We start from the raw sequence: 22,103 nt of genomic DNA on the forward strand, positions 1-22,103 counted from the left end.
ACTTATTCCTCGCTGGTCCAGGGCTTGAGCTGGCCCTCATCCAGTACTTTGATCTGGTCCTGCACCGCCTCGAGCTTGCCCCGGCAAAATGCCAGCAGCACGGCGCCACGCTGGTAGGCGGCCAGCATGTCGCCCAAAGGCAGCTGACCGGACTCGATGCGCGCAACCAGGCCTTCGAGCTCCTGCAGCGCGCTTTCGTAGTTATCGGGTTCGGGCAGGTCCGGCGTGGCAGACGTCTTGGAGGCAGTGGCCTTGGGCATGGGCAAAGGGGGCAAACAGCGTGCCCAGGTGCATGGATGTAAAGGCTCGATTTTAGGCGCAGGACAAGCGGCTGCGCGCGCAGCGACGACCAACCACCGTTGCGAGGCCTGCAGGCCCGGCCCAATTCCCACAAAAAATCCCGGCGATCTATCGTGAAATATGAGGCTATAGCTATCAATTTGATAATATTGGCGGTCTGTCTGTGCGATGAAGGATCGGTGACATGCTGTGTCACCCATGGCCAATTCACGCATGGTCGGAACGGGAATAACCCCACTGGGTATAATCCCATTTTTCGCGAAACCGGCCATCCTTTGTTGTTGCTGCCGGTTTTATTTTTTTCTCCGCGTGCGCACGCGCACCCTCCCTGTGGGGAGTCTTTAGGTCAGGTCACCCATGTCTGATTTAAGTCTTCAACTGCAGCAGGCCGCAAGCCAACTTCCAGTTTCAAGCTACTTTGATCAAGCGCTTTTCGAGCGCGAGATGCAAACCATCTTCCAGAACGGCCCTAAATATGTGGGCCACCAGCTGGCGATTCCCGAGATTGGCGACTACTACGCCCTTCCCCATGAAAAGGAAGGGCGGGCCCTGGTGCGCAATGCCGCAGGCCAGGCCGAGCTGATCTCCAACGTCTGCCGCCACCGCCAGGCGTTGATGCTCAAGGGCCGGGGCTCGCTCAACCACCAGCAAAAAGGCAGCGCCGGCGGCAATATCGTCTGCCCGCTGCACCGCTGGACCTACAGCCCAAGCGGCGAGCTACTGGGCGCCCCGCACTTTGCCCAGGATCCCTGCCTCAACCTGAACAACTACAAGTTGCAGGAGTGGAATGGCCTCCTCTTTGAGGACAACGGCCGCAACATCCAGGCCGATCTGGCCAACATGGGCCCGGCCGCTGCCTTGAGCTTTGATGGTTTTGTGCTCAACCATGTCGAGATGCATGAGTGCAACTACAACTGGAAGACCTTTATCGAGGTCTACCTGGAGGACTACCACGTCGGCCCCTTCCACCCCGGACTGGGCAATTTCGTCACCTGCGACGATCTGAAGTGGGAGTTCGCCAAGGAGTACTCGGTGCAGACCGTGGGCGTGGCGCCCACCTTTGCCAAGCCAGGCTCGGACATCTACAAGACCTGGCACGAGGTGCTGCTGAACTTCCGAGGCGGCAAGATGCCCGAGCACGGCGCGATCTGGCTGACCTACTACCCCCACATCATGGTGGAGTGGTACCCGCATGTGCTCACGGTCTCGACCTTGCACCCACTGGGCGTGGACAAGACCCTCAATGTGGTGGAGTTCTACTACCCCGAGGAAATCAGCGCCTTCGAGCCCGAGTTTGTGCAGGCGCAGCGCGCCGCCTATATGGAAACGGCCATCGAAGACGACGAGATCGCCGAGCGCATGGATGCCGGCCGCAAGGCCTTGTTCGAGCGCGGCGACAACGAAGTGGGCCCCTACCAGAGTCCGATGGAAGACGGCATGCAGCACTTCCACGAGTGGTATCGGGGTATGATGCAGACCGCCGTTCCAGACAGGTGATCTGCCACGGCCAGGCACTCCCAACTACCAGGTAAGGTCTGCACAACACCTTGCCAGGGTCTGAACAAGGGCCCGGGCGAAGGTTCTGCAGAGCACCCCACAGCTGCTAGCGCTTTGCGATAGCAGCTTTTTTATTTAGAAATTTCCGATGCAAGCCCTTTGGATGGTGGCCGCCGCGTTCATGTTTGCACTCATGGGCGTGTGCATCAAGTTCGCCTCTGTGTACTTCAATGCGGCCGAGATCGTGTTCTACCGCGGCCTCATCAGCATGGCGCTGATCTGGTGGCTCACCCGGCGCCAGCATATTTCGCTCACCACCCGCTACCCCAAGATGCATGCCTGGCGCAGCTGCATCGGTGTCACCTCGATGGGCATGTGGTTCTATGCGATCGGCAAGCTGCCGCTGGCCACCGCAATGACCTTGAACTACATGAGCAGCCTCTGGGTCGCGGCCTTTGTCGTGGGCAGCGCGCTGCTCACCTGGCGCCCCAAGGCAGAAGGCGACCAGCCGGCGCTGAACATTCCGCTGGTGCTGACGGTGATCAGTGGTTTTTGCGGCGTCATTCTGATGCTGCGCCCCAATATCGAGGCCGATCAGATGTTCGCCGGCCTGGTGGGCCTGATGTCCGGCCTGATCTCGGCCTTTGCCTACATGCAGGTGGTGGCCTTGTCGCGCATGGGTGAGCCCGAGCAGCGTGTGGTCTTCTACTTTGCCGTGGGCTCGGCCATTGCCGGCGGCCTGGCGACCTTGTTTGTCGGAACGTCGAGCTTTCCCGGCTGGCCGGCGCTGTGGCTGATCCCCGTCGGCATTCTGGCCGCCGGCGCCCAGCTGGCGATGACGCGCGCCTACGGCTCGGCCACCACGCGCCGCGCCACCCTGGTGGTCGCGAACCTGCAGTACTCGGGCATTGTGTTTGCAGGCCTCTTTAGCATCGTCGTCTTTGGCGACCAGATTCCGGCGATTGGCTGGATGGGCATGGCCTTGATCGTCGGCAGCGGCATCGTCGCCACGGTGCTGCGCAAGCGCTGACCCGGGTCGGCAGCCGTTTGCGGGGTGGCGCGGCACCCGTTGCCTGCAGCGGGCGCGGCGCTGCCACATAATGTTTGCAAGATTTTTCTTGGAGCACCTGCCATGGCCACCACGCCCCTCACCGCTGCCTATACCACCCTGATCACCGTCGCCCAATTGCAGGCGCTGCAGCAGTCCAGCCCCCAACACGTGATGGTGTTTGACTGCAGCTTTGACCTGAGCCAGCCGGCCGCCGGTGCCGAGCAGTTTGCCCAGAGCCATATCGCAGGCGCCGTCTACGCCAACCTCGACAAGGACCTGAGCGCCCCGCACGGCGCCCTCAGCCACGGCCAGACGATTGCTGCCACCGACCTGGGCGAGCCGGCCTCTGGCGGCCGCCATCCACTGCCCAGCCGCGAGCGCTTTGCGGTGTGGCTGTCGCAAGTGGGCTTTCGCAATGACATGCAGGCGGTCGTCTATGACCGCAATGGCGTGAACTACGCTGGCCGCCTGTGGTGGATGCTCAAGTGGGCCGGCCATGATGCCGTCGCCGTGCTCGACGGCGGCTTGCAGGCCTGGCAGGCCGCAGGCGGCGCGGTGGAGGCGGGCGAGGCGGTCAGCCATTTCCAGAGCAACTTCGAGCTGCGCCCTGCGCTGCGCACGCTCAAGACCGCTGCCCAGGTACAGCAAGCCCTGGGTACGCCGCAAACCATCATCGACGCGCGTGCGCCTGCGCGTTACCGTGGTGAGGTCGAACCGCTGGACCCGGTGGCCGGCCATATCCCTGGCGCCCTCAACCGGCCCTTTACGAGCAATATCGGTGCGGATGGCTGCTTCAAGCCCGCCGCTGAACTGCGTGCCGAGTTTGATGCGCTGCTGGCCGGGCACGACCCGCAGACGGTGGTGCACCAGTGCGGCAGCGGCGTCAGCGCACTGCCCAATCTGATCGCGATGGAGATTGCAGGCTATGCGCCCACGGCGCTGTTTGCCGGCAGCTGGAGCGAATGGTGCAGCGACCCAGCGCGCCCGGTGGAAAGGGGCTGATGGGCCGGTGCTGAACTACAGGGTCTGACCGCTCTCCCGCCGGCTGTCAGACCCAGTCCGCGCCCGCTTACTGGCTGCCCCAGACGTAGTAGCCAACACCCTCGAAATTGAACTGCGGATAGGTCGCCACGACAAAGTCGCGCTCGGACGGGTTGGTCGTGTAGAAGTGCGCGCCAGTGAGCGTATTGTAGAAACGGTACATCGGGACCGAGCCCTCGCCTTGGGCCTGGCGTGCATACCAGGCAGTGCCTTCCACGCTGAACTGCGGGTAGTTCGCAATCACGAAGGCGCGCTCGTCGGCATTGATCGTGTAGAAGTGCGAGCCCGAGTTGTTGTTGTAGAAGCGGTAGACCGCATTGGACGCTGCAGCCGTTTGCGTGGACGCATAGAAGCCAATATTTTCATACTGGTAGTTCGGGTTGCCCTGGATCACCGCATCGCGCTCCTGCGCGCTGGCCGTAAAGAAGTGTGTGCCGTTTTGCGTGTTGTAGAAGCGGTAGACCGGCATGCGGCCTGCGACCGGGGTTTGCGTGCCGCCCGCATCCACCAGCCATTTGCGCAGAGCCGGCATCACGCTGTTCAAGCTGGGGTAGAAGCTGTAGGCGCCGCCCGCGTTGGCGCGGCAGCTGGCCTCCGAAGCGCCGGTCAACACACCGGTGACGGCGCCGTTGTTGAACAGCGGGGAGCCACTGCTGCCCGGCTGGGTCAGGCCCAGGGTCCATTGCACAAAGTAGTAGTTGCCGCTGCTGGGGGCCGAGGTGCAGAACACACTCTTGCTGTCCAGGCTGCAGTCATAGCGCGAGGACATGATGCCAAAGCTGATCTTTTGCAGGCCGCCATCGGGGTGGTGCACGCCCGCCACGCTGGTGCTGTTGGGCACGATGCTGCTGTCCCAGCCCAGGAACACGGCACCCGCTGGCGGCGTGTCGTTGAGCTTGAGCAAGGTGACATCGGGGTTGGCACTGCTGTAGAGCAGTTGGGCGCCATTGCGCAGATTCACGCTGCTGGGCGAGAGGCTGTTGCTGGAGCAGCGCGTGGACGTGTAGAACCAGTCGGTCTCCAGCGCCGAAGCCAGCGTCTGGGTCGACATGCAGTGGGCGGCGGTCAGAAAGTACGGTGTTCTGGAGCCCTGGGCATCGTTGAGCAGGCTGCCGGTGCACAGGCCATAGTAGTAGCTGCCATCGGCCATGCGCTCGGTCACATAGGCCATGCGGGCCACGCCTTTGCGCTCGGTGGCGAGCTGGCTGAAACAGTTCACATCCAGGTGGCATTCGACCGGGTTGCCCAGCGGCATGGCCTTGGCATCCTCCTGCGCTGCATCCGATTCTTCCGTACCGAGTGGCAGCGACAGGTTTTCATAGATGTGCATCACTTGCGGCAGCGACAACTTGAGCTGCTCAGGCGCCGTGCCCGGAGGCAGCTCGATCTCCAAGCTCACCTGCTCGCCAGAACTGCTGGGCGTCCACCAGGTACGGCCCGCTTCGCTGTGGTCGCCGGCATCGCGATTGGCCTGCAGCGTCTGCATCACGCGCTGGCCGGCAATCTCGAACACCGCTGCGGACTGGTGGTCGGTATAGAGGCGCAGCATCGCGCTGCCAGGCAGCTGCTCCACCACCAGGCCCAAACGCAGGCCTTGGGCACCACCCGAGCGCACACTCAAGGCCGCCACGGTGCCGCCCTTGGCCGAGGGCTGCCATTGCAGCAACTGCGCCGTTTGCGCAGCGGACTGGGCTTGCTGCACCGCGCGCGAGGCGCCAATGATGTGCACGGGCATCTCGGGGGCAGACTTCAGGCCCGTCCACTCGCCCAGGTCGATGGCGACCGGCTGGATGGCCAGGCCCGCTTCCATGCTCTTGGTGCGGACAAACTCAAGCGGTACGCCAGCGGGCTGCTCCAGCGCCGGCACCTTGAAGACCTGCTCCGCCTGGCCTGCTGGCACCGCCGCGCCAGCCGCTGCGGCCATGCCCGCCATCGCACCCCAGGTGACCACACTGGCCCCTATTTTTGCCATCCACCCCATGCCTGTACCCCTTCTTGGCCTTCAATTCAAAACGAAGCATTCTAAGATTAATTTTATAAATCGCTGGCGGAGCTTCTGTGTCAATCCTTGCAAGGAGCGCATCTGTGGACAAACCGCATCAATGCCCCGCCGACTTCGAGAACAGATTGATCACCAGCACCCCGGCAATGATCAGGCCCATCCCTGCCATCGCCCCGGCATCGAGCTTTTGCCCATGCAAGGCCCAGGCGATCAGCGAGATCGCCACAATCCCCACGCCCGACCAGATCGCATAGGCGATGCCGGTGGGTATGGTTTTCAAGGTCTGCGCCAGCAGGTAGAACGACAGCACATAGCCCAGGCCGCAAATCAGGCTGGGCACCAGCCGGGTAAAGCCCTCGGACGACTTCATCGCCGTGGTGGCCATCACTTCCAGCGCAATCGCGCCACCCAGGTACACATAGGCATTCATCACCATTCCTTTTTGTTTGGCAGCTGTGTGTCAAAGCTCCACAGTTGCAGGTATTTGCATCCAAGGCAGATAACCCACCTGCCCCGTAAAAATAACAAAGGCCCCGGCTGGGCGCCAGGGCCTTATCGCAGGGGCGGACGCTTGCCAACGGCAGGGAGCCCAGCCCACATCCGGATCACCTCAACCGGTGTTGCGCAGCGCCGCTGCAATGCCGTTAATGGAGATATGGATACCGGTCTTGACCCGTTCATTGTCCTCGCCATTGCGCCAGCGTCGGATCAGCTCCACCTGCAGATGGTGCAAGGGATCGATATAAGGGAAGCGGTGGCGGATCGAGCGCTCCAGCGCCGGGTTGTTGGCCAGGCGATTGGCCTCGCCGGTGATCAGCGCCAGCGCCTCGGCCGTGCTCTTCCATTCGGCCTCAATCGCCTGGAACACGCGTTTGCGCAAACGGGTGTCTGCCACCAGCTCGCTGTAACGCAATGCCAGCGCCATATCGCTCTTGGCCAGCACCATGTCCATGTTGGACAGCAAGGTGCGGAAAAACGGCCACTGGCGGTACATCTTCTGCAGCAAGGCCCATTGCAGCTTGGCGGTCTTGCCCTCTTGCCCGACAAAGGCCTGCACAGCCGAGCCAAAGCCGTACCAGCCTGGCAAGGTCAGGCGGCACTGGCCCCAGCTGAAGCCCCAGGGAATGGCGCGCAAATCCTCAATGCGCTGGCTGGCCTTGCGCGACGCGGGGCGCGAGCCGATATTGAGCTCGGCAATCTCGCGGATCGGGGTGGAGCTGAAGAAATAGCTCTCAAAGCCCTTGGTGCCGTAGACCAGGTCGCGGTAGGCGGACATGCTGGCAGCAGACAGGTCAGCGGCGGCATCCAAAAACGCCTGGCTGGCGGGCTTGGTGGGCTGCAGCAAGGTCGCTTCCAAGGTGGCAGCCACAAGCGTTTCCAGGTTGCGCCGGCCGATCTCGGGGTTGGCGTACTTGGAGGCGATCACCTCGCCCTGCTCGGTCAGGCGAATCTGGCCGCGCACGGTGCCCGGCGGCTGGGCCAGAATCGCCTGGTAGCTCGGGCCGCCGCCCCGCCCCACGGTACCGCCCCGGCCATGGAAAAGCCGCAGCTGCACGGGGTTGGGCTGGCTCAGCTCGTCAAACAGCGCGACGAGCGCCAGCTCGGCCTGGTACAGCTCCCAGTTGCTGGTGAAGATGCCGCCATCCTTGTTGCTGTCGCTGTAGCCCAGCATGATGTCCTGCTCGGCGCCGCTGCGCTGGATCAGCGCGGCAATATGGGGCAGCGCGTAGTACTCGCGCATGATGGTGGCCGCGTGGCGCAGGTCATCGATGGTCTCGAACAGCGGGCTCACGATCAAGGTTGCGCGCGACTGGCCGTCGTTGATGCGGCCGCTGAGCAGGCCCACCTCTTTTTGCAGCAGCAGCACTTCGAGCAGGTCGCTGACCGATTCGGTGTGGCTGATGATGTAGTGGCGGATGGCATCCTGGCCATAGAGCTGCACCGACAGCCGCGCGCGCTCGAAAATTGCCATCTCGCTTTGGCAGCGCTCGCTGTAGCTGGCGCCCACCACGCGCAAGGGGCGCGCATCGCACAGCAATTGCAGCAGCAGCTCGCGCTTGGCCGCCTCGCTCAGCTGGCTGTAGTCGGCCTGCAGGCCGGCGGTGGCCAGCAGCTCGCTGATCACAGCCTCATGCTGGTCCGAGCTTTGGCGCAGATCGACGGTGGCCAGATGGAAGCCAAACACCTGCACGGCACGGATCAGCGGTGACAGGCGCTGCTCGACCAGCGCGCGGCCATGGTTGTCGCGCAGCGAATCCTCAATGACACGCAGATCGGCCAGAAACTCGTCACTGGTGGCATAGGGATTCTGCGGCGCCACCGCATGGCGGGCCGCTTCGCCGCCGCTCAGGTTCTTCAAGGTCGCGGCCAGGCGCGCATACACACCAATCAGCGCGCGGCGGTAGGGCTCGTCTTCGCGGTGCTGGCTGGTATCGGGCGAGCGCGCGGCCAGCGCCTGCAAGGCGGCGGTGTTGCCGGCCAGGCGCTGGGACATCGACAGCTCCCCCCCCAGGTAGTGCACCTCGGTCAGGTAGTGGCGCAGCACCAGGTCGGACTGGCGGCGCAGCGCTTCTTGCAGGCTCTTGGCGGTGACATTGGGGTTGCCGTCGCGGTCGCCGCCAATCCACTGGCCCATGCGCAAAAAGGTGGCCAGGTCACGCTCGCCCAGCTCGCGCTCGAGCGCAGCGTAGAGCTTGGGGATCTCGGTCAGGAACGTGGCCTGGTAGTAGCTCAGCGCGTTGTCGATCTCGTCCTCGACCGTCAGCTTGGAGTAGCGCAGCAGGCGCGTCTGCCACAGCTGGGTGACCTGGGCACTGAGCTGCAGCTCGTTGTCGGCCAGCTGGCGCGGGGTCAGCGTGTCCTTGCTGCTGTTGAAGAGCTGGGCGCGCTGGGCGATATCGTCGCGCGCCACCAGCAAGGCGGCAATCGCACGCTCAGCATCCAGAATGCTCTTGCGCTGCACCTCGGTGGGGTGGGCCGTGAGCACCGGCGAGATCAGGCTGTGCGCCAGGGTTTGCGAGACGGCCTTGACGGGGATGCCGGCCCAGCGCAGGCGCGCCAGCGCCACCTCGATGCTGCCCTCCTGGGTGTTGCCGGCGCGCTCATGGATCTCGCGGCGGCGGATATGGTGGCGGTCTTCGGCCAGGTTGGCCAGGTGCGAGAAATAGGTGAAGGCGCGGATCACGCTCACCGTCTGGTCGCCCGAGAGGCCCTTGAGCAGCGACTTGAGCGATTTCTCTGCATCCTGGTCGTCATTGCGGCGGTAGGCTACCGACAGCTGGCGCACCTGTTCGATCAGATCGAACGCGGCCTGGCCCTCCTGCTCGCGAATCACATCGCCCAGAATCCGGCCCAGAAGCCGGATGTCATCCATCAAAGGCTGGTCCTTGTCCGCGCGCCGCATCACGGCCTGGGTGGCGGCAGGGCTGCTCGCCTTCGGTTTGCGCGCAGGGGTCTTGGCGACTGCAGGGTTGTCTTTTTTGCTGGCAGTGGTCATGGGCGAAGGGCAAAGTAGCAAAGGGGCTGAACGATTGATGCCGCTCAAAGTCGCACTGCGCCAAGAGCGGCGCTGCACATGCTAGCATCAGCCGCCTGTTGTGAACCGCTTGTTGACCACGTAAGGTGTCCGGCCGCCAATAAAGAGGTGACCGGGCCTGGCGTGCTCCCCCATCCCATGAGCTCCTTGTCCCTGACCATCGCCACCCGCGAAAGCCAGCTTGCCCTGTGGCAGGCTGAACATGTGCAACATATCCTGCAGCGCCTGGGCCACCAGGTCAGCCTGTTGGGGATGACCACCTTGGGCGACCAGATTCTGGACCGCACGCTGTCCAAGGTGGGCGGCAAGGGCCTGTTTGTCAAAGAGCTGGAAACCGCGCTGGAGACGGGCCGCGCCGACCTGGCCGTGCACTCGCTCAAGGATGTGCCGATGGAGCTGCCACCGGGTTTTGCGCTGGCAGCCGTGCTCGAACGCGAAGACCCGCGCGATGCCTGGGTCTCCAACCACTACGCCAGTCTGCAGGATCTGCCCCTGGGCGCCGTGGTCGGCACCTCCAGCCTGCGCCGCCAGGTGCTGCTGCGCGCCTTGCGTCCCGATCTGGATATCCAGCCGCTGCGCGGCAATGTCAACACCCGCTTGCGCAAGCTCGATGAAGGCCAGTACGACGGCATTGTGCTGGCCGCTGCCGGCCTCAAGCGCCTGGCGCTGGATGCACGCATCTGCCATGCTTTTGCCACCGACACCATGCTGCCCGCGGCCGGCCAGGGCGCGCTGGGCATTGAGGTGCGCAGCGACCGCCAGGACCTGCTGGCCCTGTTTGCCGGCCTGGCCGATCCGCGCACCTGGCAGACCGTGACGGCCGAGCGCGCCGTCAGCCGCTGTATGGGCGGCAGCTGCTCGATGCCGCTGGCCGCGCACGGTGAATGGCAGGACGGCCAGCTGTGGCTGCGCGCCGCCTGGGGCGACGAAGCCAACCCGAACGCGCCCCTGGTGTCTGCGCAGGCCCGCGCGGCCGTCACCGACCTGGCCAGCGCCGATGCACTGGGCCAGCAGGTGGCATCGCTGCTGCAGCAAGCGGGCGCGCAGGTGCGCCGCTAAGCACCCGGCCGCCGTCCGCCATGGCCCCGTCACACCACCGCACCATCATCACCCGCCCGCAACCCGAGGCGGACGACTGGGTCGCCCAGTTGCGGCAGCGGGGGTTGCGGGCCGATGCGCTGCCACTGATCGATATTGTTCCAGCCGACAGCCCCGCCCACCACACGGCGCGAATGCATGCGCGCCAGCATTGGCAGCACTATGGCGCGTTGATGCTGGTGAGCACCAATGCGGCCCGTTTTTTTCTGGACCCGGCCCTGGTGCAGGCGCTGGCCCAGCAGCAGCGCAAGGCGCCCCATACCCGGCTGTGGTGCCCGGGCCCAGGCACGGCCCGCGCGGCACAGGCCTTGGGCGTGCCCATTGATTTGATCGACCAACCCGCCACCGATGCCCCGCAGTTCGACTCCGAATCGCTGTGGACCGAGGTCGGCGCCCAGGCCGCAGCGATGGCAGCATCGGGCCAGCGCGTGCTGGTGGTGCGCGGCGCCAGCGCGGGCAGCGCGATCGACCAGTTGGTGAGCGGCTCAGGCCGCGAATGGCTGGCGCGCCAGTTGCAAGCGGCTGGTGTGGGCGTAGATTTTGTCGGTGTCTACGAGCGCCGCGCGCCCGCTTGGACGCCAGCGCAACTGGCATTGGCAACGCAGGCGCTGACCGATGGCAGCATCTGGCTGTTCAGCAGCTCCGAGGCGGTGATGCATTTAAGCAACAGATTCAGCGCCGACGCATTGGCGCCTGCCCAGGCGCTCAGCACCCATGCACGCATCGCGCAAGCGACCCGAGCGGCAGGATTTGTCCACATTCAGCAGTGCAGGCCTTCGCTGGAAGACGTGGTGGCGTCGTTAGAATCTGCCCTATGACGCTGCCCGAGCACGCACCGAACCCCACGCCTCCCCACCCGGCCACCTCCTCCCACCAGGCCCACCCTGCGGGCGGCCGCATGCCGCAAGCCTGGGTCTGGACGTCAGTGGCTCTGGGCGTTGCCGCCACCATTGCCATCATCAGCGCGGCCATGCTCTGGCAGCGGCTCAACAACATCCAGCAGCAGCTGGCGCTGCAAAGCGCCGACTCGCGCAGCCAGGCCGTGGAAGCGCGCACCCTCGCCCGCCAGGCCGAAGATGTCTCGCGCGATACCGCCTCGCGCATGTCGGTAATGGAAGCGCGCGTGGGCGAAGTTGCGCTGCAGCGCGGCCAGCTCGAAGAGCTGGTGCAAAGCCTCTCACGCAACCGCGATGACACCATGGTCGGCGATATCGAAAGCGCCGTGCGCTTTGCGATGCAGCAAAGCCAGCTGAGCGGCAGCCCCGACCCGCTCGTCAGCGCCCTCAAGATCGCCCAGCAGCGCGTGACCGTCTCGGCCCAGCCGCGCCTGGCCCCGCTGCAACGCGCCATTGCCCGCGACCTGGACCGCATCGCCGCGAGCAAATCGCTGGACACCGCCGGCCTGCTGGCCCGCATGGATGACCTGCTGCGCCAGATCGATGATCTGCCGCTGCAAAACGATGTGCTCGACAAAAACGCCCGCCGCACGGCGCCCGCCCGCAACCGGGGCAACCCATCGGCTACCCCCGCTGCAGCCAGTACCCCAGCCGAAGCTGCAACGTACGACAGTGCCAGCCCCAGCTGGTGGCTGTCGGCGCTGTCCACCGCCTGGGGCGTGGTGCATGAGGAAGCCCGCAGCCTCGTGCGCGTACGCCGCATCGACTACCCCGATGCGGTGCTGCTCTCGCCCACACAGGCATTTTTTGTGCGCGAGAACCTCAAGCTGCGCATCCTGAACGCCCGCATGGCCTTGCTGGGCCGCCAGATGAATGCCTCGCGCAATGACCTGGCCGCTGCGGCTGACGCCGTGCACAAGTATTTCGATATCTCCTCGCGCCGAGGCCAGCAGGCCGCCCAGCAACTCAACCAGCTGCAGCAGGCCATGCAGGATGTGGAAGTGCCACGCGCCAATGACACCCTGGCCGCACTGGCCACGGCAGCGGCAGGACGGTAAGCGATGAGAGCCGCACTTTGGTTGATCGGTCTGTTTGCCGTGGCAGTGGCCGCCGCGCTGTTTGCCGGCAGCAACCAGGGCAGCGTGACCCTGCACTGGCCGCCCTACCGCATCGATTTCTCGCTGAACATGGTCGTCGTGCTGCTGCTGCTGGCCTTTGTGCTGGTCTACGGCGCGCTGCGCGGCGTCAGCGCCATGTTCGAGCTGCCGCGCCAGGCCAAGCGCTGGCGCATCCAGCAAAAAGAGCGCGCCATGCATGGCGCAGCGCTGGATGCCGTGACCCAGCTGCAAGCAGGCCGCTTCGTGCGCGCCCGCAAGGCTGCGCTGTCGGCACTGGCCCAGGAGCAGGCCTTGCAGGACAGTGGCGCCGCCATCCCCAACGGCCTGCAGCTGCGCGTGCTGGGCCATGTGCTGGCCGCTGAGAGCTCGCATGCGCTGCAGGACCAAACCCAGCGCGACCAGCACTGGGAGCTGGCGATGCAGGAAGCGGCCACCCCCCAGGCCAAAAACCAGCCCGAACTGGCCGAAGGCACCCAGCTGCGCGCGGCCCAATGGGCGCTCGATGACCACAATGCCCACAGCGCGATCGAGCAGCTCGCGCGCCTGCCCCAGGGGGCGGCGCGTCGCACCCTGGCGCTGCGCCTCAAGCTCAAGGCCGCGCGCCAGCTGCGCCAGGCTTTGACCGCGCTCGATACCGCCCGCCTGCTGGCCAAGCACCGCGCGTTTTCGGCCGCTGCGGCGCAAAGCATCATCAAGGGCCTGGCGACCGAGCTGATCAACGACGCCCACGACCCCGAGCAGCTGATGCAGGCCTGGCGCAACCTGGATGCGGCCGAGCGCAACCTGCCCGAAGTGGGCATCCACGCGGCGCGGCGCCTGCAGCAGCTGGGCGGCAACCCGCAGCAGATGCGCGAGTGGCTGCTGCCCGCCTGGGAGCGCTACACCACCAGCAACAACGGCCTGCCCAGCCTGCAGGCCGAACGCCTGGTGCGTGTGCTCGAAGACAGCATGGGTGCGCTCGACGCCAGCTGGCTGGCACGCATTGAGGCGGCCCAGCAGCGCCGCCCCCATGACCCCTACCTGCAGTACCTGGCCGGCTGCGCCTGCCTGCAGCGCCAGCTCTGGGGCAAGGCCCAGCAGTGGCTGCAGCAGGCGGCTCCTTCGCTGCAAGAGGAATCGCTGCGCCGCCGCGCCTGGCAGCACCTGGCACGGCAGGCCGAGTACCGGGGCGATGCCGCTGCGGCCGCCCATGCCTGGAAGCAGGCAGCCCTCGCCGGCGAGCAAGCCTAAGGCAGGCCCGGTCAGGCCCCGTCGGGCTCCGTGTAGGGCGCCGTGCCCCAGCACGGTATACAAGGCGATACAAAGTCCCGGTCCCCCGCTGTTGTATGCGCACCAGTGAGCAGCGCGAGCTAGCGCCTGCTCGGCATATGCTAATGTGGATTGGTTCTGGAACTCGCCACCAGAGGATCAATCAATTCAATTAATTTGAACTTCGCCATCAATCGGGCTGAACTTCTACCGGTTGATCCGCTCCTACACTCGCTTCAAACAATACCGCTGGGCCTACCGCTGCAGCGTTTTTTATGGCTACCACGACGAATAACACCCGCTACACCGGCACGGCGATCGCACTGCACTGGATTTTGGCCCTGGCCCTGATTGGTATCTTTGCCTTTGGCCTGTACATGACCAGCCTGCCTTTCTCCCCTACGCGCCTCAAGTACTTCAACTGGCACAAATGGGCCGGTATGACGATCTTGATTTTGTCGGCCGTGCGTATCCTGTGGCGCTTCACCCACCGCCCACCGGCGCTGCCCGAGGCCACCGCCCGCGCAATGCCCGCCTGGCAGCATGTGGCCCACCACGGCGTGCACCACCTGATGTATGCACTGTTCTTCGCGGTGCCGCTGGTGGGATGGTTCTACAGCTCGGCTGCGGGCTTTCCCGTCGTGCTGTTTGGCGTGGTGCCGCTGCCCGATCTGGTGAGCAAGAGCCCGGAGCTCGCAGAAGCCCTCAAGCCCTGGCATGCCTACCTTGCCTATACGCTGGCGGCCTTGGTGGTGATGCATGTGGCCGCGCTGCTCAAGCACCAGCTGATCGACCGCGATGGCCTGCTCTCGCGTATGCTGCCCGGCCGCGCCTCCTGATTTGTACTGTTTTGCACCGTTTTTTTTACTGGAGTCTGATCTGATGTCCAAGCTCTCCCCCTCCGCCCTGTTCGCTGCCGCCTTGACCGCAGTTGCCTTTGCCACCCCTGTGATGGCCCAGCAAGCGCTGGTGCCCGCGCAAAGCGCCGTCAACTTCGAAGCCAAGCAGATGGGCGTGCCGATCAAGGGCCACTTCCAGAAGTTCGATGCCAAGATCGCCTTCGACACGGTCAAGCCCGAAGCCAGCAAGATCCATTTCTCGGTCGATACCGGCAGCGCCACGATGGGCGTCAAGGAAACCGATGCCGAGCTGCCCAAGGCCGAATGGTTCAACGTCGCCAAGTTTCCGCAAGCCACTTTTGATTCCACTGCCGTCAAGGCGCTGGGCGGCGGCAAGTACCAGGTCGATGGCACCTTGACGATCAAGGGCAATGTCCAGAAGGTCAGCCTGCCCGTCACCTTGACCCAGTCGGGCACGACCACCACCGCAGCGGGCACCCTGCCCTTGAAGCGCCTGACCTACGCCATCGGTGATGGCGATTGGAAAGACACCTCGATGGTGGCCGACGAAGTGCTGGTGCAGTTCAAGCTGGCCCTGACCGGCGTGGGCAAGATCTAAGCTGTTGTTCCCTTTTCTCTCAACCTCTTTTTTAGGAGATTCCTGATGCGCACTTCCCTGTTGGCCCTGGCCGCTGCTTCCCTGTTCGCCGGTGCCGTGCACGCGGCGCCAGCCACCTACGCGATCGACCCGACGCACACCTTTGCGACCTTCGAGATCGACCACAACGGCGCCAGCACCAACCGTGCACGCTTTGACAAAAAAGAAGGCACATTGACGCTGGACCGCGCGGGCAAGACCGGCTCGGTCGATATCAGCATCGACACCTCCTCGGTCAACTCCGGCACGCCCGCTTTTGACAAGCACCTGCAAAGCAAGGACATCTTCAACGTGGCCGAGCACCCCAAGGCCCGATTTCAGTCGACCAAGTTCGTGTTTGACGGCGACAAGCTCAGCGCCGTCGAAGGTAACCTGACCTTGCTGGGCAAGACCCAGCCCATCACCTTCAAGGCCAGCAAGTTCAACTGCTACCCCAACAAGATGCTGCAGGACCGCGAAGTCTGCGGTGGCGATTTCGAAACCACCTTTGACCGCACCGCCTTCGGCCTGGACTATGGTGTGAACTATGGCGCTGCCAAGAACGTGCGCCTGGTCGTGCAGATCGAAGCAGTGAAGCAGTAATCCAGCCGATACCCACGCTGAAATCCTCCGCACAGGAGCACAGACTGCCAGTGGCCGATTGACGGCCCCTGGCAGTTTTTTTATGGCCATCGCCCAGGGCGAGGCCGCCGCCAACGGCGGCACAAGCCCACGCGGGCCGGTCATGGCCGCAGGCGGGCTAAAATCAGCCTATTCATTCCAAGCTATCCAACGGCATCTCGATCTGTGGTGCCGTTTTCCATTGATCACACCATGAGCGACACCAACAGCCAACCGATCTCCCAACCAGGTCTCGATAGCCTGTCCAAGTCTTTTGAGCCTGCGGCCATCGAGGCCCATTGGGGCCCGGAATGGGAAAAGCGCGGCTACGGCAACGCCGGCTATCGCGGCACCGGTGCGCCCAATGCGGAATCGGTCGCGGCGCAGCACAACTTCTCCATCCAGCTGCCGCCCCCCAATGTGACCGGCACGCTGCACATGGGCCATGCGTTCAACCAGACGATCATGGACTCGCTCACCCGCTACCACCGCATGAAGGGCTACAACACGGCCTGGATTCCGGGCACCGACCATGCTGGCATTGCCACCCAGATCGTCGTGGAGCGCCAGCTGCAGGCCGCAGGCCAAAGCCGCTATGACCTGGGCCGCGAGAACTTTGTCGCCAAGGTCTGGGAGTGGAAGGAGCAGTCGGGCAACACCATCACTACGCAGATGCGCCGCATGGGCGATACCGTGGACTGGAGCCGCGAGTACTTCACCATGGACGACAAGCTCTCCAAAGTGGTGACCGAGACCTTCGTCAAGCTCTACCAGCAAGGCCTGATCTACCGCGGCAAGCGCCTGGTCAACTGGGACCCGGTGCTGCAATCGGCCGTGTCCGACCTGGAAGTGGAAAACCAGGAAAAGGACGGCTCGCTCTGGCACATTGCCTACCCGCTGACCAGCGGCGAAGGCCAGCTGGTGGTGGCCACCACCCGCCCCGAGACCATGCTGGGCGACGTGGCCGTGATGGTCCACCCCGAGGACACGCGCTACCAGCACCTGATCGGCCAGACCGTGACCCTGCCGCTGGTGGGCCGCCAGATTCCGATCATTGCCGACGACTATGTGGACCGCGAATTCGGCACCGGCGTGGTCAAGGTCACGCCCGCGCATGACCAGAACGACTACCAGGTCGGCCAGCGCCACAAGCTGCCGATGATCGTGGTGCTGACCCTGGAAGCCAAGATCAACGACGAGGCGCCCGAGAAATACCGCGGCATGGACCGCTTTGTCGCGCGCAAGGCCATCGTGGCCGACCTCGAAGCCCAGGGGCTGCTGGTCGAGACCAAGAAGCACAAGCTGATGGTGCCCATCTGCGACCGTACCGGCCAGGTGATCGAGCCCATGCTGACCGACCAGTGGTTCATCGCGATGAGCAAGGTCAGTGACCAGGACCCGACCGGCAAGAGCATTGCGCAAAAGGCCATCGACGCCGTGGCCTCGGGCCAGGTGCAGTTTGTGCCCGAGAACTGGGTCAACACCTACAACCAGTGGATGAACAACATCCAGGACTGGTGCATTTCGCGCCAGCTGTGGTGGGGCCACCAGATACCGGCCTGGTACGACGAAGAAGGCAACATCTACGTCGCCAAGAACGAGGCTGAAGCCCAGGCACAGGCGCCCGGCAAGGTATTGCGCCGCGACGCCGATGTGCTCGACACCTGGTACTCCTCGGCGATGGTGCCCTTCAGCACCATGGGCTGGCCCGAGCAGGGCGACGCCGCCGATGACGACTTCAACCTCTACCTGCCCTCGTCGGTGCTGGTGACCGGCTACGACATCATCTTCTTCTGGGTCGCCCGGATGATCATGATGACCACGCACTTCACCGGGCGCGTGCCGTTCAAGCATGTCTACATCCACGGCCTGGTGCGCGATGCGCAGGGCAAGAAGATGTCCAAGTCCGAAGGCAATGTGCTCGACCCCGTCGACCTGATCGATGGCATTGCACTGGAGCCGCTGCTGGACAAGCGCACCGTGGGCCTGCGCAAGCCGGAGACGGCGCCCCAGGTGCGCAAGAACACGCAAAAGGAGTTCCCCGAAGGCATTCCCGCCTATGGCGCCGATGCGCTGCGCTTTACCTTTGCAGCGCTCGCGTCGCTGGGCCGTTCGATCAACTTCGACAGCAAGCGCTGCGAAGGCTACCGCAACTTCTGCAACAAGCTGTGGAACGCCTCGCGCTTTGTGCTGATGAACTGCGAAGGCCATGACTGCGGTCTGCTGGAACACAGCAAGGACCAGTGCGCCACGGGCGACTACCTGCAGTTCAGCCAGCCCGACCGCTGGATCGTCTCGCAGCTGCAAAAGGTCGAGGCCGAGGTGGCCAAGGGCTTTGCCGAGTTCCGCCTGGACAACGTCGCCAACACCCTCTATGACTTTGTCTGGAATGAGTTCTGCGACTGGTACCTGGAAATCGCCAAGGTGCAGATCCAGACCGGCAACGAAGCCCAGCAGCGCGGCACCCGCCGCACGCTGATCCGCACGCTGGAGACCATCCTGCGCCTGGCCCATCCGATCATCCCGTTCGTGACCGAAGCGCTGTGGCAGAAGGTGGCACCCGTGGCCGGCCGCGAAGGCGCATCGATTGCGATTGCCGCCTACCCGCAAGCCCAGCCCGAGAAGATCGACAACGCAGCGATTGCCTATGTCGAGCGTATCAAGCAGATGGTGGATGCCTGCCGTGCGCTGCGCGGAGAAATGGCCGTGTCGCCCGCGCAGCGCCTGCCGCTGCTGACGGTGGCCGGCTCTGCCGAGGGCGCCGCCTTCCTGCGCGCCAACGCCGATGTGCTCAAGAACCTGGCCAAGCTGAGCGAGGTCAAGGTGTTTGACGACGAAGCGGCCTGGGCGGCCGAAGCCCAGCATGCCCCCGTGTCGGTGGTGGGCGATGCGCGCATGGCGCTGTTTGTCGAAGTGGATGTGGACGCCGAGAAGCTGCGCCTGGGCAAGGAGATCAAGCGCCTCGAAGGCGAGATCACCAAGGCCAACGCCAAGCTGTCCAACGAGGCTTTCTGCGCCAAGGCCCCCGCTGCCGTGCTGGACCAGGAGAAAAAGCGCGTGGCTGACTTTGGTGCCTCGCTCAGCAAGCTGCAAGAGCAGCTCCAGCGCCTGGGTTGAATCGGCCGGGGCCGTGCAAAAATCAGCACATAATGCCCCTTGGCCCTGCACACAAAGGCGCAGCTTGCTGCGCCTTTGTCACATCCAAGTCCTAGCACCCGAGTATTTATGACTACACCGACCCGTGTCCGCAAAGCCGTTTTCCCAGTCGCTGGCCTGGGCACCCGCTTTTTGCCTGCCACCAAGGCATCGCCCAAGGAAATGCTGCCCGTCGTGGACAAGCCCCTGATCCAGTACGCGGTGGAAGAGGCCTACGAGGCCGGTATCCGGGACATGATCTTTGTCACTGGCCGCAGCAAGCGTGCGATCGAAGACCACTTCGACACCGCCTATGAGCTGGAAAACGAGCTGGAAAACGCCGGCAAGCAGGCCATGCTGGACCTGGTGCGCAGCGTCAGCCCCGATGACATGAATTGCCTGTTTGTACGTCAGCCCCGCTCGCTGGGCCTGGGCCACGCGGTGCTCTGCGCCGAGCCACTGGTGGGCAATGAGCCCTTTGCCGTGCTGCTGGCCGATGACCTGATGACCGGCGCGCCAGGCGGCCCGGGCGTGATGGCGCAAATGACAGCCGCCTTTTCCAAACAAGGCCGCTCGCTGCTGGCGGTGCAGGAAGTGCCGCTGGAACACACCAAGCGCTACGGCATCGTCAAGGGCGAGCCCGCAGGCGGCCCGCTGATGCGCATTGACGAGATCGTCGAAAAGCCCGCCCCGGAAAAAGCCCCCTCGCGCATGGGTGTGGCCGGCCGCTATGTGCTCACCCCCGGCATTTTTGACGAGATCCGCAACCAGCGCAAGGGCGTGGGCGGCGAGATCCAGCTGACCGATGCGATAGAGCGTCTGATGCACAGCGAAACCGTGTATGCCTACCGCTACAGCGGCAAGCGCTATGACTGCGGCAGCAAGGAAGGCTTTTTGCAGGCCACCGTGGAGCTGGCGCTGCAGCACCCCGACGTGGGCGATGATTTCCGCGCCTTTTTGAAGAACCTGCAGATCTGATCGGCGCTCCACCTCTTCAAAACAAAGGCCTGCAGATGCAGGCCTTGGTGTTTCAGTGGCGGGTGTGGCGCCTAGCGGCGGCGCAGAATATGGATGAACTCCTCACCCACGGTCTGCTGCTCCACCAGCTCATTGCCGGTCTGCTTGGCAAAGGCCTGGAAATCCCGGATCGAGCCGGTATCCGTCGCCACCACCTTGAGCAGCTGGCCGCTTTGCATGGTGGCCAAGGCCTTCTTGGCCTTCAAAATCGGCAGCGGGCAGTTCAGTCCGCGCGTATCCACTTCCTGGTCAATATCCATCGTGTTCATTCGTTATCGATAACCCACCCTGCTCAGTCCAAACGGGGAGCGACCACAAAGCGCGCGTCCTCTTCCCAATAATTGACTGGCCATTTGGCGGGATCGGGGTTCGGGTTCGGGTTGTTGGGGCGGAACGCGCCAAAGCGCACCGGCTCGCCCTTGCTCTTGACCCATTCGGCCATCGCATAACCCGTGCCAGAGGGCCAGCACAGCACTTCCTGCGCAGTCTGCCACTGGTACTCCACCAGCTCGGGCGACAGGCGCACGTCCTCGGGCCGGCCCGCCACGCGCACATGGTAGGCGATCAGCACCTGGTTCATGCGCAAAAACTCCCAGCAGCCAATCAGGCGCAGGGCTTGGGTCTGCAGGCCCGTCTCTTCAAGCACCTCGCGGGCAATGCCGGCCTCGGGCGATTCGCCAGCCTCCATGAAGCCGGTGATCAGGCCAAACATGCCCGGCTGCCACAGCGCATTGCGCGCCAGCAGCACCTGGCCCAGGTCGTTCTCGACGACAGCGGCCAGCACGGGCGTGGGGTTGCCCCAGTGCGTCCAGCCGCAGGCCGGGCAGCGCAGTCGGCTCACCTCGCCGCTGTCCTCGGCCATCACCTTCCATTGCAGCGCCGTGGCGCAGTTCACGCAAAATTTCGTTTCGTATTGCATAGGGCTTTCATGCCGGCAACCGAGCGCTCATCGCTCGGCGCGCGTGCTCAGGCGGGAAACACGCCGGTGGACAGATAGCGGTCCCCCCGGTCGCAGACGACGAACACAATGGTAGCGTTGCGTTCGCGGCGCGCAATTTCCTGGGCGACATGGCAGGCGCCAGCAGCAGAGATGCCGGCAAAGATGCCTTCGTCACGGGCGAGGCTGCGGGCCATGTCCTCGGCATCGTTCTGGGTCACATAGACCATCTCGTCGACCGCGCTGGGGTCGTAGATCTTGGGCAGGTATTCTTCGGGCCACTTGCGGATGCCGGGGATGCGCGAGCCCTCGGTGGGCTGGGCGCCGATGATGCGCACGGCCGGGTTCTTTTCCTTCAGGTAGCGCGAGACGCCGGTGATGGTGCCGGTCGTGCCCATCGCACTGACAAAGTGGGTGATCTGGCCGCCGGTCTGCTCCCAGATCTCGGGGCCGGTGGTCTCGTAATGGGCGCGCGGATTGTCCGGGTTGGCAAACTGGTCCAGCACAATGCCCTTGCCCTCGGCGACCATCTTGTCGGCCAGGTCGCGGGCATATTCCATGCCGCCGCTCTTGGGCGTGAGGATCAGCTGCGCGCCATAGGCCTTCATCGTCTGCGCGCGCTCGATGGAAAGGTCCTCGGGCATGATCAGCACCATGCGGTAGCCCTTGATGGCTGCAGCCATTGCCAGCGCAATACCGGTGTTGCCCGAGGTCGCCTCGATCAAGGTGTCACCGGGCTTGATCTCGCCGCGCTCCTGCGCGCGCTGGATCATCGACACCGCTGGGCGGTCCTTGACCGAGCCAGCTGGGTTGTTGCCCTCGAGCTTGCCCAGCACCACATTGCCATGGGCTTCGTTGTAGTCGGCACCGATGCGCTGCAGGGCCACCAAAGGGGTCTTGCCAATCGCATCCTCAATCGTTAGGTATTTTTTGGAGCTCATTATTTGTGCCATAATTGCGAGCTGCGATACAGACACAGCCCGGGTGGTGAAATTGGTAGACGCAGGGGACTCAAAATCCCCCGCCGCAAGGCGTGCCGGTTCGATTCCGGCCCCGGGCACCACATTCAAAGCCGTTAAGTTTAAACAACTTAGCGGCTTTTTCTTTGTCTGGTGCGGGGTGCTGCATGTC

The 22,103-nt window shown here is 64.1% G+C and carries 19 protein-coding genes and 1 tRNA gene; 13 read left to right on the forward strand and 7 right to left on the reverse strand.

Annotation, left to right across the window (positions count from 1 at the left end):
• Positions 1-2: 2 nt before the first annotated feature.
• Positions 3-260: an exodeoxyribonuclease VII small subunit gene (locus tag F0Q04_RS18200; protein ID WP_021026004.1), complete on the reverse strand. Its 258-nt coding sequence runs from the start codon at positions 258-260 to the stop codon at positions 3-5.
• A gap of 397 nt (positions 261-657) precedes the next feature.
• On the opposite strand from F0Q04_RS18200, the gene F0Q04_RS18205 reads away from it, so the two are divergent.
• The 3 genes from F0Q04_RS18205 (at position 658) to F0Q04_RS18215 (ending at position 3,850) form a co-directional block, all read left to right on the forward strand.
• Positions 658-1,797 (forward strand): aromatic ring-hydroxylating oxygenase subunit alpha, encoded by a 1,140-nt coding sequence (locus F0Q04_RS18205; protein WP_116925963.1) that lies wholly within the window; start codon positions 658-660, stop codon positions 1,795-1,797.
• 148 nt (positions 1,798-1,945) lie between these two features.
• Positions 1,946-2,827 (forward strand): DMT family transporter, encoded by an 882-nt coding sequence (locus F0Q04_RS18210; RefSeq protein ID WP_116925962.1) that lies wholly within the window; start codon positions 1,946-1,948, stop codon positions 2,825-2,827.
• 102 nt (positions 2,828-2,929) lie between these two features.
• Complete coding sequence (locus F0Q04_RS18215) at positions 2,930-3,850, forward strand: sulfurtransferase (RefSeq protein WP_182342776.1); 921 nt, start codon at positions 2,930-2,932, stop codon at positions 3,848-3,850.
• Positions 3,851-3,917: 67 nt separating this feature from the next.
• Here F0Q04_RS18215 and F0Q04_RS18220 read toward each other — a convergent pair whose 3' ends face one another.
• The 3 genes from F0Q04_RS18220 to ppc all read right to left on the reverse strand — a co-directional run bounded on the left by F0Q04_RS18220 (position 3,918) and on the right by ppc (position 9,294).
• The gene (locus F0Q04_RS18220) at positions 3,918-5,861 is read right to left on the reverse strand and encodes a trypsin-like peptidase domain-containing protein (RefSeq protein WP_182342778.1); all 1,944 of its coding nucleotides are present in this window, start codon (positions 5,859-5,861) and stop codon (positions 3,918-3,920) included.
• Positions 5,862-5,988: 127 nt separating this feature from the next.
• Entirely contained in the window at positions 5,989-6,321 is a 333-nt protein-coding gene (locus F0Q04_RS18225) for an SMR family transporter (protein WP_133248137.1), read from the reverse strand.
• Positions 6,322-6,501: 180 nt separating this feature from the next.
• Entirely contained in the window at positions 6,502-9,294 is a 2,793-nt protein-coding gene (gene ppc / locus F0Q04_RS18230) for a phosphoenolpyruvate carboxylase (RefSeq protein ID WP_182345783.1), read from the reverse strand.
• Positions 9,295-9,564: 270 nt separating this feature from the next.
• Between ppc and hemC the strand changes: the two genes are divergently transcribed.
• The 9 genes from hemC (at position 9,565) to galU (ending at position 19,996) form a co-directional block, all read left to right on the forward strand.
• On the forward strand, positions 9,565-10,485 hold the full coding sequence (gene hemC / locus F0Q04_RS18235; protein WP_182342780.1) for a hydroxymethylbilane synthase: 921 nt from the start codon (positions 9,565-9,567) through the stop codon (positions 10,483-10,485).
• A 20-nt stretch (positions 10,486-10,505) separates the two neighbouring features.
• Positions 10,506-11,342, forward strand: a complete 837-nt coding sequence (locus F0Q04_RS18240) for a uroporphyrinogen-III synthase (RefSeq protein WP_116925957.1) — start codon at positions 10,506-10,508, stop codon at positions 11,340-11,342.
• Positions 11,339-12,478 (forward strand): uroporphyrinogen-III C-methyltransferase, encoded by a 1,140-nt coding sequence (locus tag F0Q04_RS18245; protein WP_116925956.1) that lies wholly within the window; start codon positions 11,339-11,341, stop codon positions 12,476-12,478. Before F0Q04_RS18240 ends, F0Q04_RS18245 begins: the two co-directional genes overlap by 4 nt.
• A gap of 3 nt (positions 12,479-12,481) precedes the next feature.
• Positions 12,482-13,768 (forward strand): heme biosynthesis HemY N-terminal domain-containing protein, encoded by a 1,287-nt coding sequence (locus F0Q04_RS18250; protein ID WP_116925955.1) that lies wholly within the window; start codon positions 12,482-12,484, stop codon positions 13,766-13,768.
• Positions 13,769-14,061: 293 nt separating this feature from the next.
• The gene (locus F0Q04_RS18255; RefSeq protein ID WP_182342782.1) at positions 14,062-14,625 is read left to right on the forward strand and encodes a cytochrome b; all 564 of its coding nucleotides are present in this window, start codon (positions 14,062-14,064) and stop codon (positions 14,623-14,625) included.
• A gap of 43 nt (positions 14,626-14,668) precedes the next feature.
• On the forward strand, positions 14,669-15,244 hold the full coding sequence (locus F0Q04_RS18260; protein ID WP_182342784.1) for a YceI family protein: 576 nt from the start codon (positions 14,669-14,671) through the stop codon (positions 15,242-15,244).
• Positions 15,245-15,289: 45 nt separating this feature from the next.
• Entirely contained in the window at positions 15,290-15,865 is a 576-nt protein-coding gene (locus F0Q04_RS18265; RefSeq protein ID WP_116925952.1) for a YceI family protein, read from the forward strand.
• Positions 15,866-16,096: 231 nt separating this feature from the next.
• Complete coding sequence (locus F0Q04_RS18270) at positions 16,097-19,000, forward strand: valine--tRNA ligase (protein WP_182342786.1); 2,904 nt, start codon at positions 16,097-16,099, stop codon at positions 18,998-19,000.
• Positions 19,001-19,108: 108 nt separating this feature from the next.
• Positions 19,109-19,996, forward strand: coding sequence for a UTP--glucose-1-phosphate uridylyltransferase GalU (gene galU, locus F0Q04_RS18275; RefSeq protein ID WP_182342788.1), 888 nt, complete (start codon positions 19,109-19,111; stop codon positions 19,994-19,996).
• 71 nt (positions 19,997-20,067) lie between these two features.
• Here the strand turns inward: galU and F0Q04_RS18280 are convergent, their stop codons facing one another.
• From F0Q04_RS18280 to cysM, 3 genes are read right to left on the reverse strand one after another with little or no spacing between them, the layout of a single operon-like run.
• A complete protein-coding gene (locus F0Q04_RS18280; protein ID WP_027010629.1) occupies positions 20,068-20,295 on the reverse strand; it encodes a sulfurtransferase TusA family protein in 228 nt (75 codons plus the stop codon).
• Positions 20,296-20,327: 32 nt separating this feature from the next.
• Positions 20,328-20,954: an NUDIX hydrolase gene (locus F0Q04_RS18285; RefSeq protein WP_182342790.1), complete on the reverse strand. Its 627-nt coding sequence runs from the start codon at positions 20,952-20,954 to the stop codon at positions 20,328-20,330.
• A gap of 47 nt (positions 20,955-21,001) precedes the next feature.
• The gene (gene cysM / locus F0Q04_RS18290; RefSeq protein WP_182342792.1) at positions 21,002-21,913 is read right to left on the reverse strand and encodes a cysteine synthase CysM; all 912 of its coding nucleotides are present in this window, start codon (positions 21,911-21,913) and stop codon (positions 21,002-21,004) included.
• 37 nt (positions 21,914-21,950) lie between these two features.
• Between cysM and F0Q04_RS18295 the strand changes: the two genes are divergently transcribed.
• A tRNA-Leu gene (locus tag F0Q04_RS18295) sits at positions 21,951-22,035 on the forward strand.
• The last annotated feature ends 68 nt before the right edge of the window (positions 22,036-22,103 follow it).

Source organism: Comamonas koreensis, assembly GCF_014076495.1.
Lineage (GTDB): Bacteria > Pseudomonadota > Gammaproteobacteria > Burkholderiales > Burkholderiaceae_C > Comamonas > Comamonas squillarum.

Bases quoted from the DNA above. Each gene is read 5' to 3' on its own strand.
- F0Q04_RS18200 (WP_021026004.1), bottom strand. From the start codon at position 260: ATGCCCAAGGCCACTGCCTCCAAGACGTCTGCCACGCCGGACCTGCCC.
- F0Q04_RS18205 (WP_116925963.1), top strand. From the start codon at position 658: ATGTCTGATTTAAGTCTTCAACTGCAGCAGGCCGCAAGCCAACTTCCA.
- F0Q04_RS18210 (WP_116925962.1), top strand. From the start codon at position 1,946: ATGCAAGCCCTTTGGATGGTGGCCGCCGCGTTCATGTTTGCACTCATG.
- F0Q04_RS18215 (WP_182342776.1), top strand. From the start codon at position 2,930: ATGGCCACCACGCCCCTCACCGCTGCCTATACCACCCTGATCACCGTC.
- F0Q04_RS18220 (WP_182342778.1), bottom strand. From the start codon at position 5,861: ATGGCAAAAATAGGGGCCAGTGTGGTCACCTGGGGTGCGATGGCGGGC.
- F0Q04_RS18225 (WP_133248137.1), bottom strand. From the start codon at position 6,321: ATGAATGCCTATGTGTACCTGGGTGGCGCGATTGCGCTGGAAGTGATG.
- ppc (WP_182345783.1), bottom strand. From the start codon at position 9,294: ATGCGGCGCGCGGACAAGGACCAGCCTTTGATGGATGACATCCGGCTT.
- hemC (WP_182342780.1), top strand. From the start codon at position 9,565: ATGAGCTCCTTGTCCCTGACCATCGCCACCCGCGAAAGCCAGCTTGCC.
- F0Q04_RS18240 (WP_116925957.1), top strand. From the start codon at position 10,506: ATGGCCCCGTCACACCACCGCACCATCATCACCCGCCCGCAACCCGAG.
- F0Q04_RS18245 (WP_116925956.1), top strand. From the start codon at position 11,339: ATGACGCTGCCCGAGCACGCACCGAACCCCACGCCTCCCCACCCGGCC.
- F0Q04_RS18250 (WP_116925955.1), top strand. From the start codon at position 12,482: ATGAGAGCCGCACTTTGGTTGATCGGTCTGTTTGCCGTGGCAGTGGCC.
- F0Q04_RS18255 (WP_182342782.1), top strand. From the start codon at position 14,062: ATGGCTACCACGACGAATAACACCCGCTACACCGGCACGGCGATCGCA.
- F0Q04_RS18260 (WP_182342784.1), top strand. From the start codon at position 14,669: ATGTCCAAGCTCTCCCCCTCCGCCCTGTTCGCTGCCGCCTTGACCGCA.
- F0Q04_RS18265 (WP_116925952.1), top strand. From the start codon at position 15,290: ATGCGCACTTCCCTGTTGGCCCTGGCCGCTGCTTCCCTGTTCGCCGGT.
- F0Q04_RS18270 (WP_182342786.1), top strand. From the start codon at position 16,097: ATGAGCGACACCAACAGCCAACCGATCTCCCAACCAGGTCTCGATAGC.
- galU (WP_182342788.1), top strand. From the start codon at position 19,109: ATGACTACACCGACCCGTGTCCGCAAAGCCGTTTTCCCAGTCGCTGGC.
- F0Q04_RS18280 (WP_027010629.1), bottom strand. From the start codon at position 20,295: ATGGATATTGACCAGGAAGTGGATACGCGCGGACTGAACTGCCCGCTG.
- F0Q04_RS18285 (WP_182342790.1), bottom strand. From the start codon at position 20,954: ATGCAATACGAAACGAAATTTTGCGTGAACTGCGCCACGGCGCTGCAA.
- cysM (WP_182342792.1), bottom strand. From the start codon at position 21,913: ATGAGCTCCAAAAAATACCTAACGATTGAGGATGCGATTGGCAAGACC.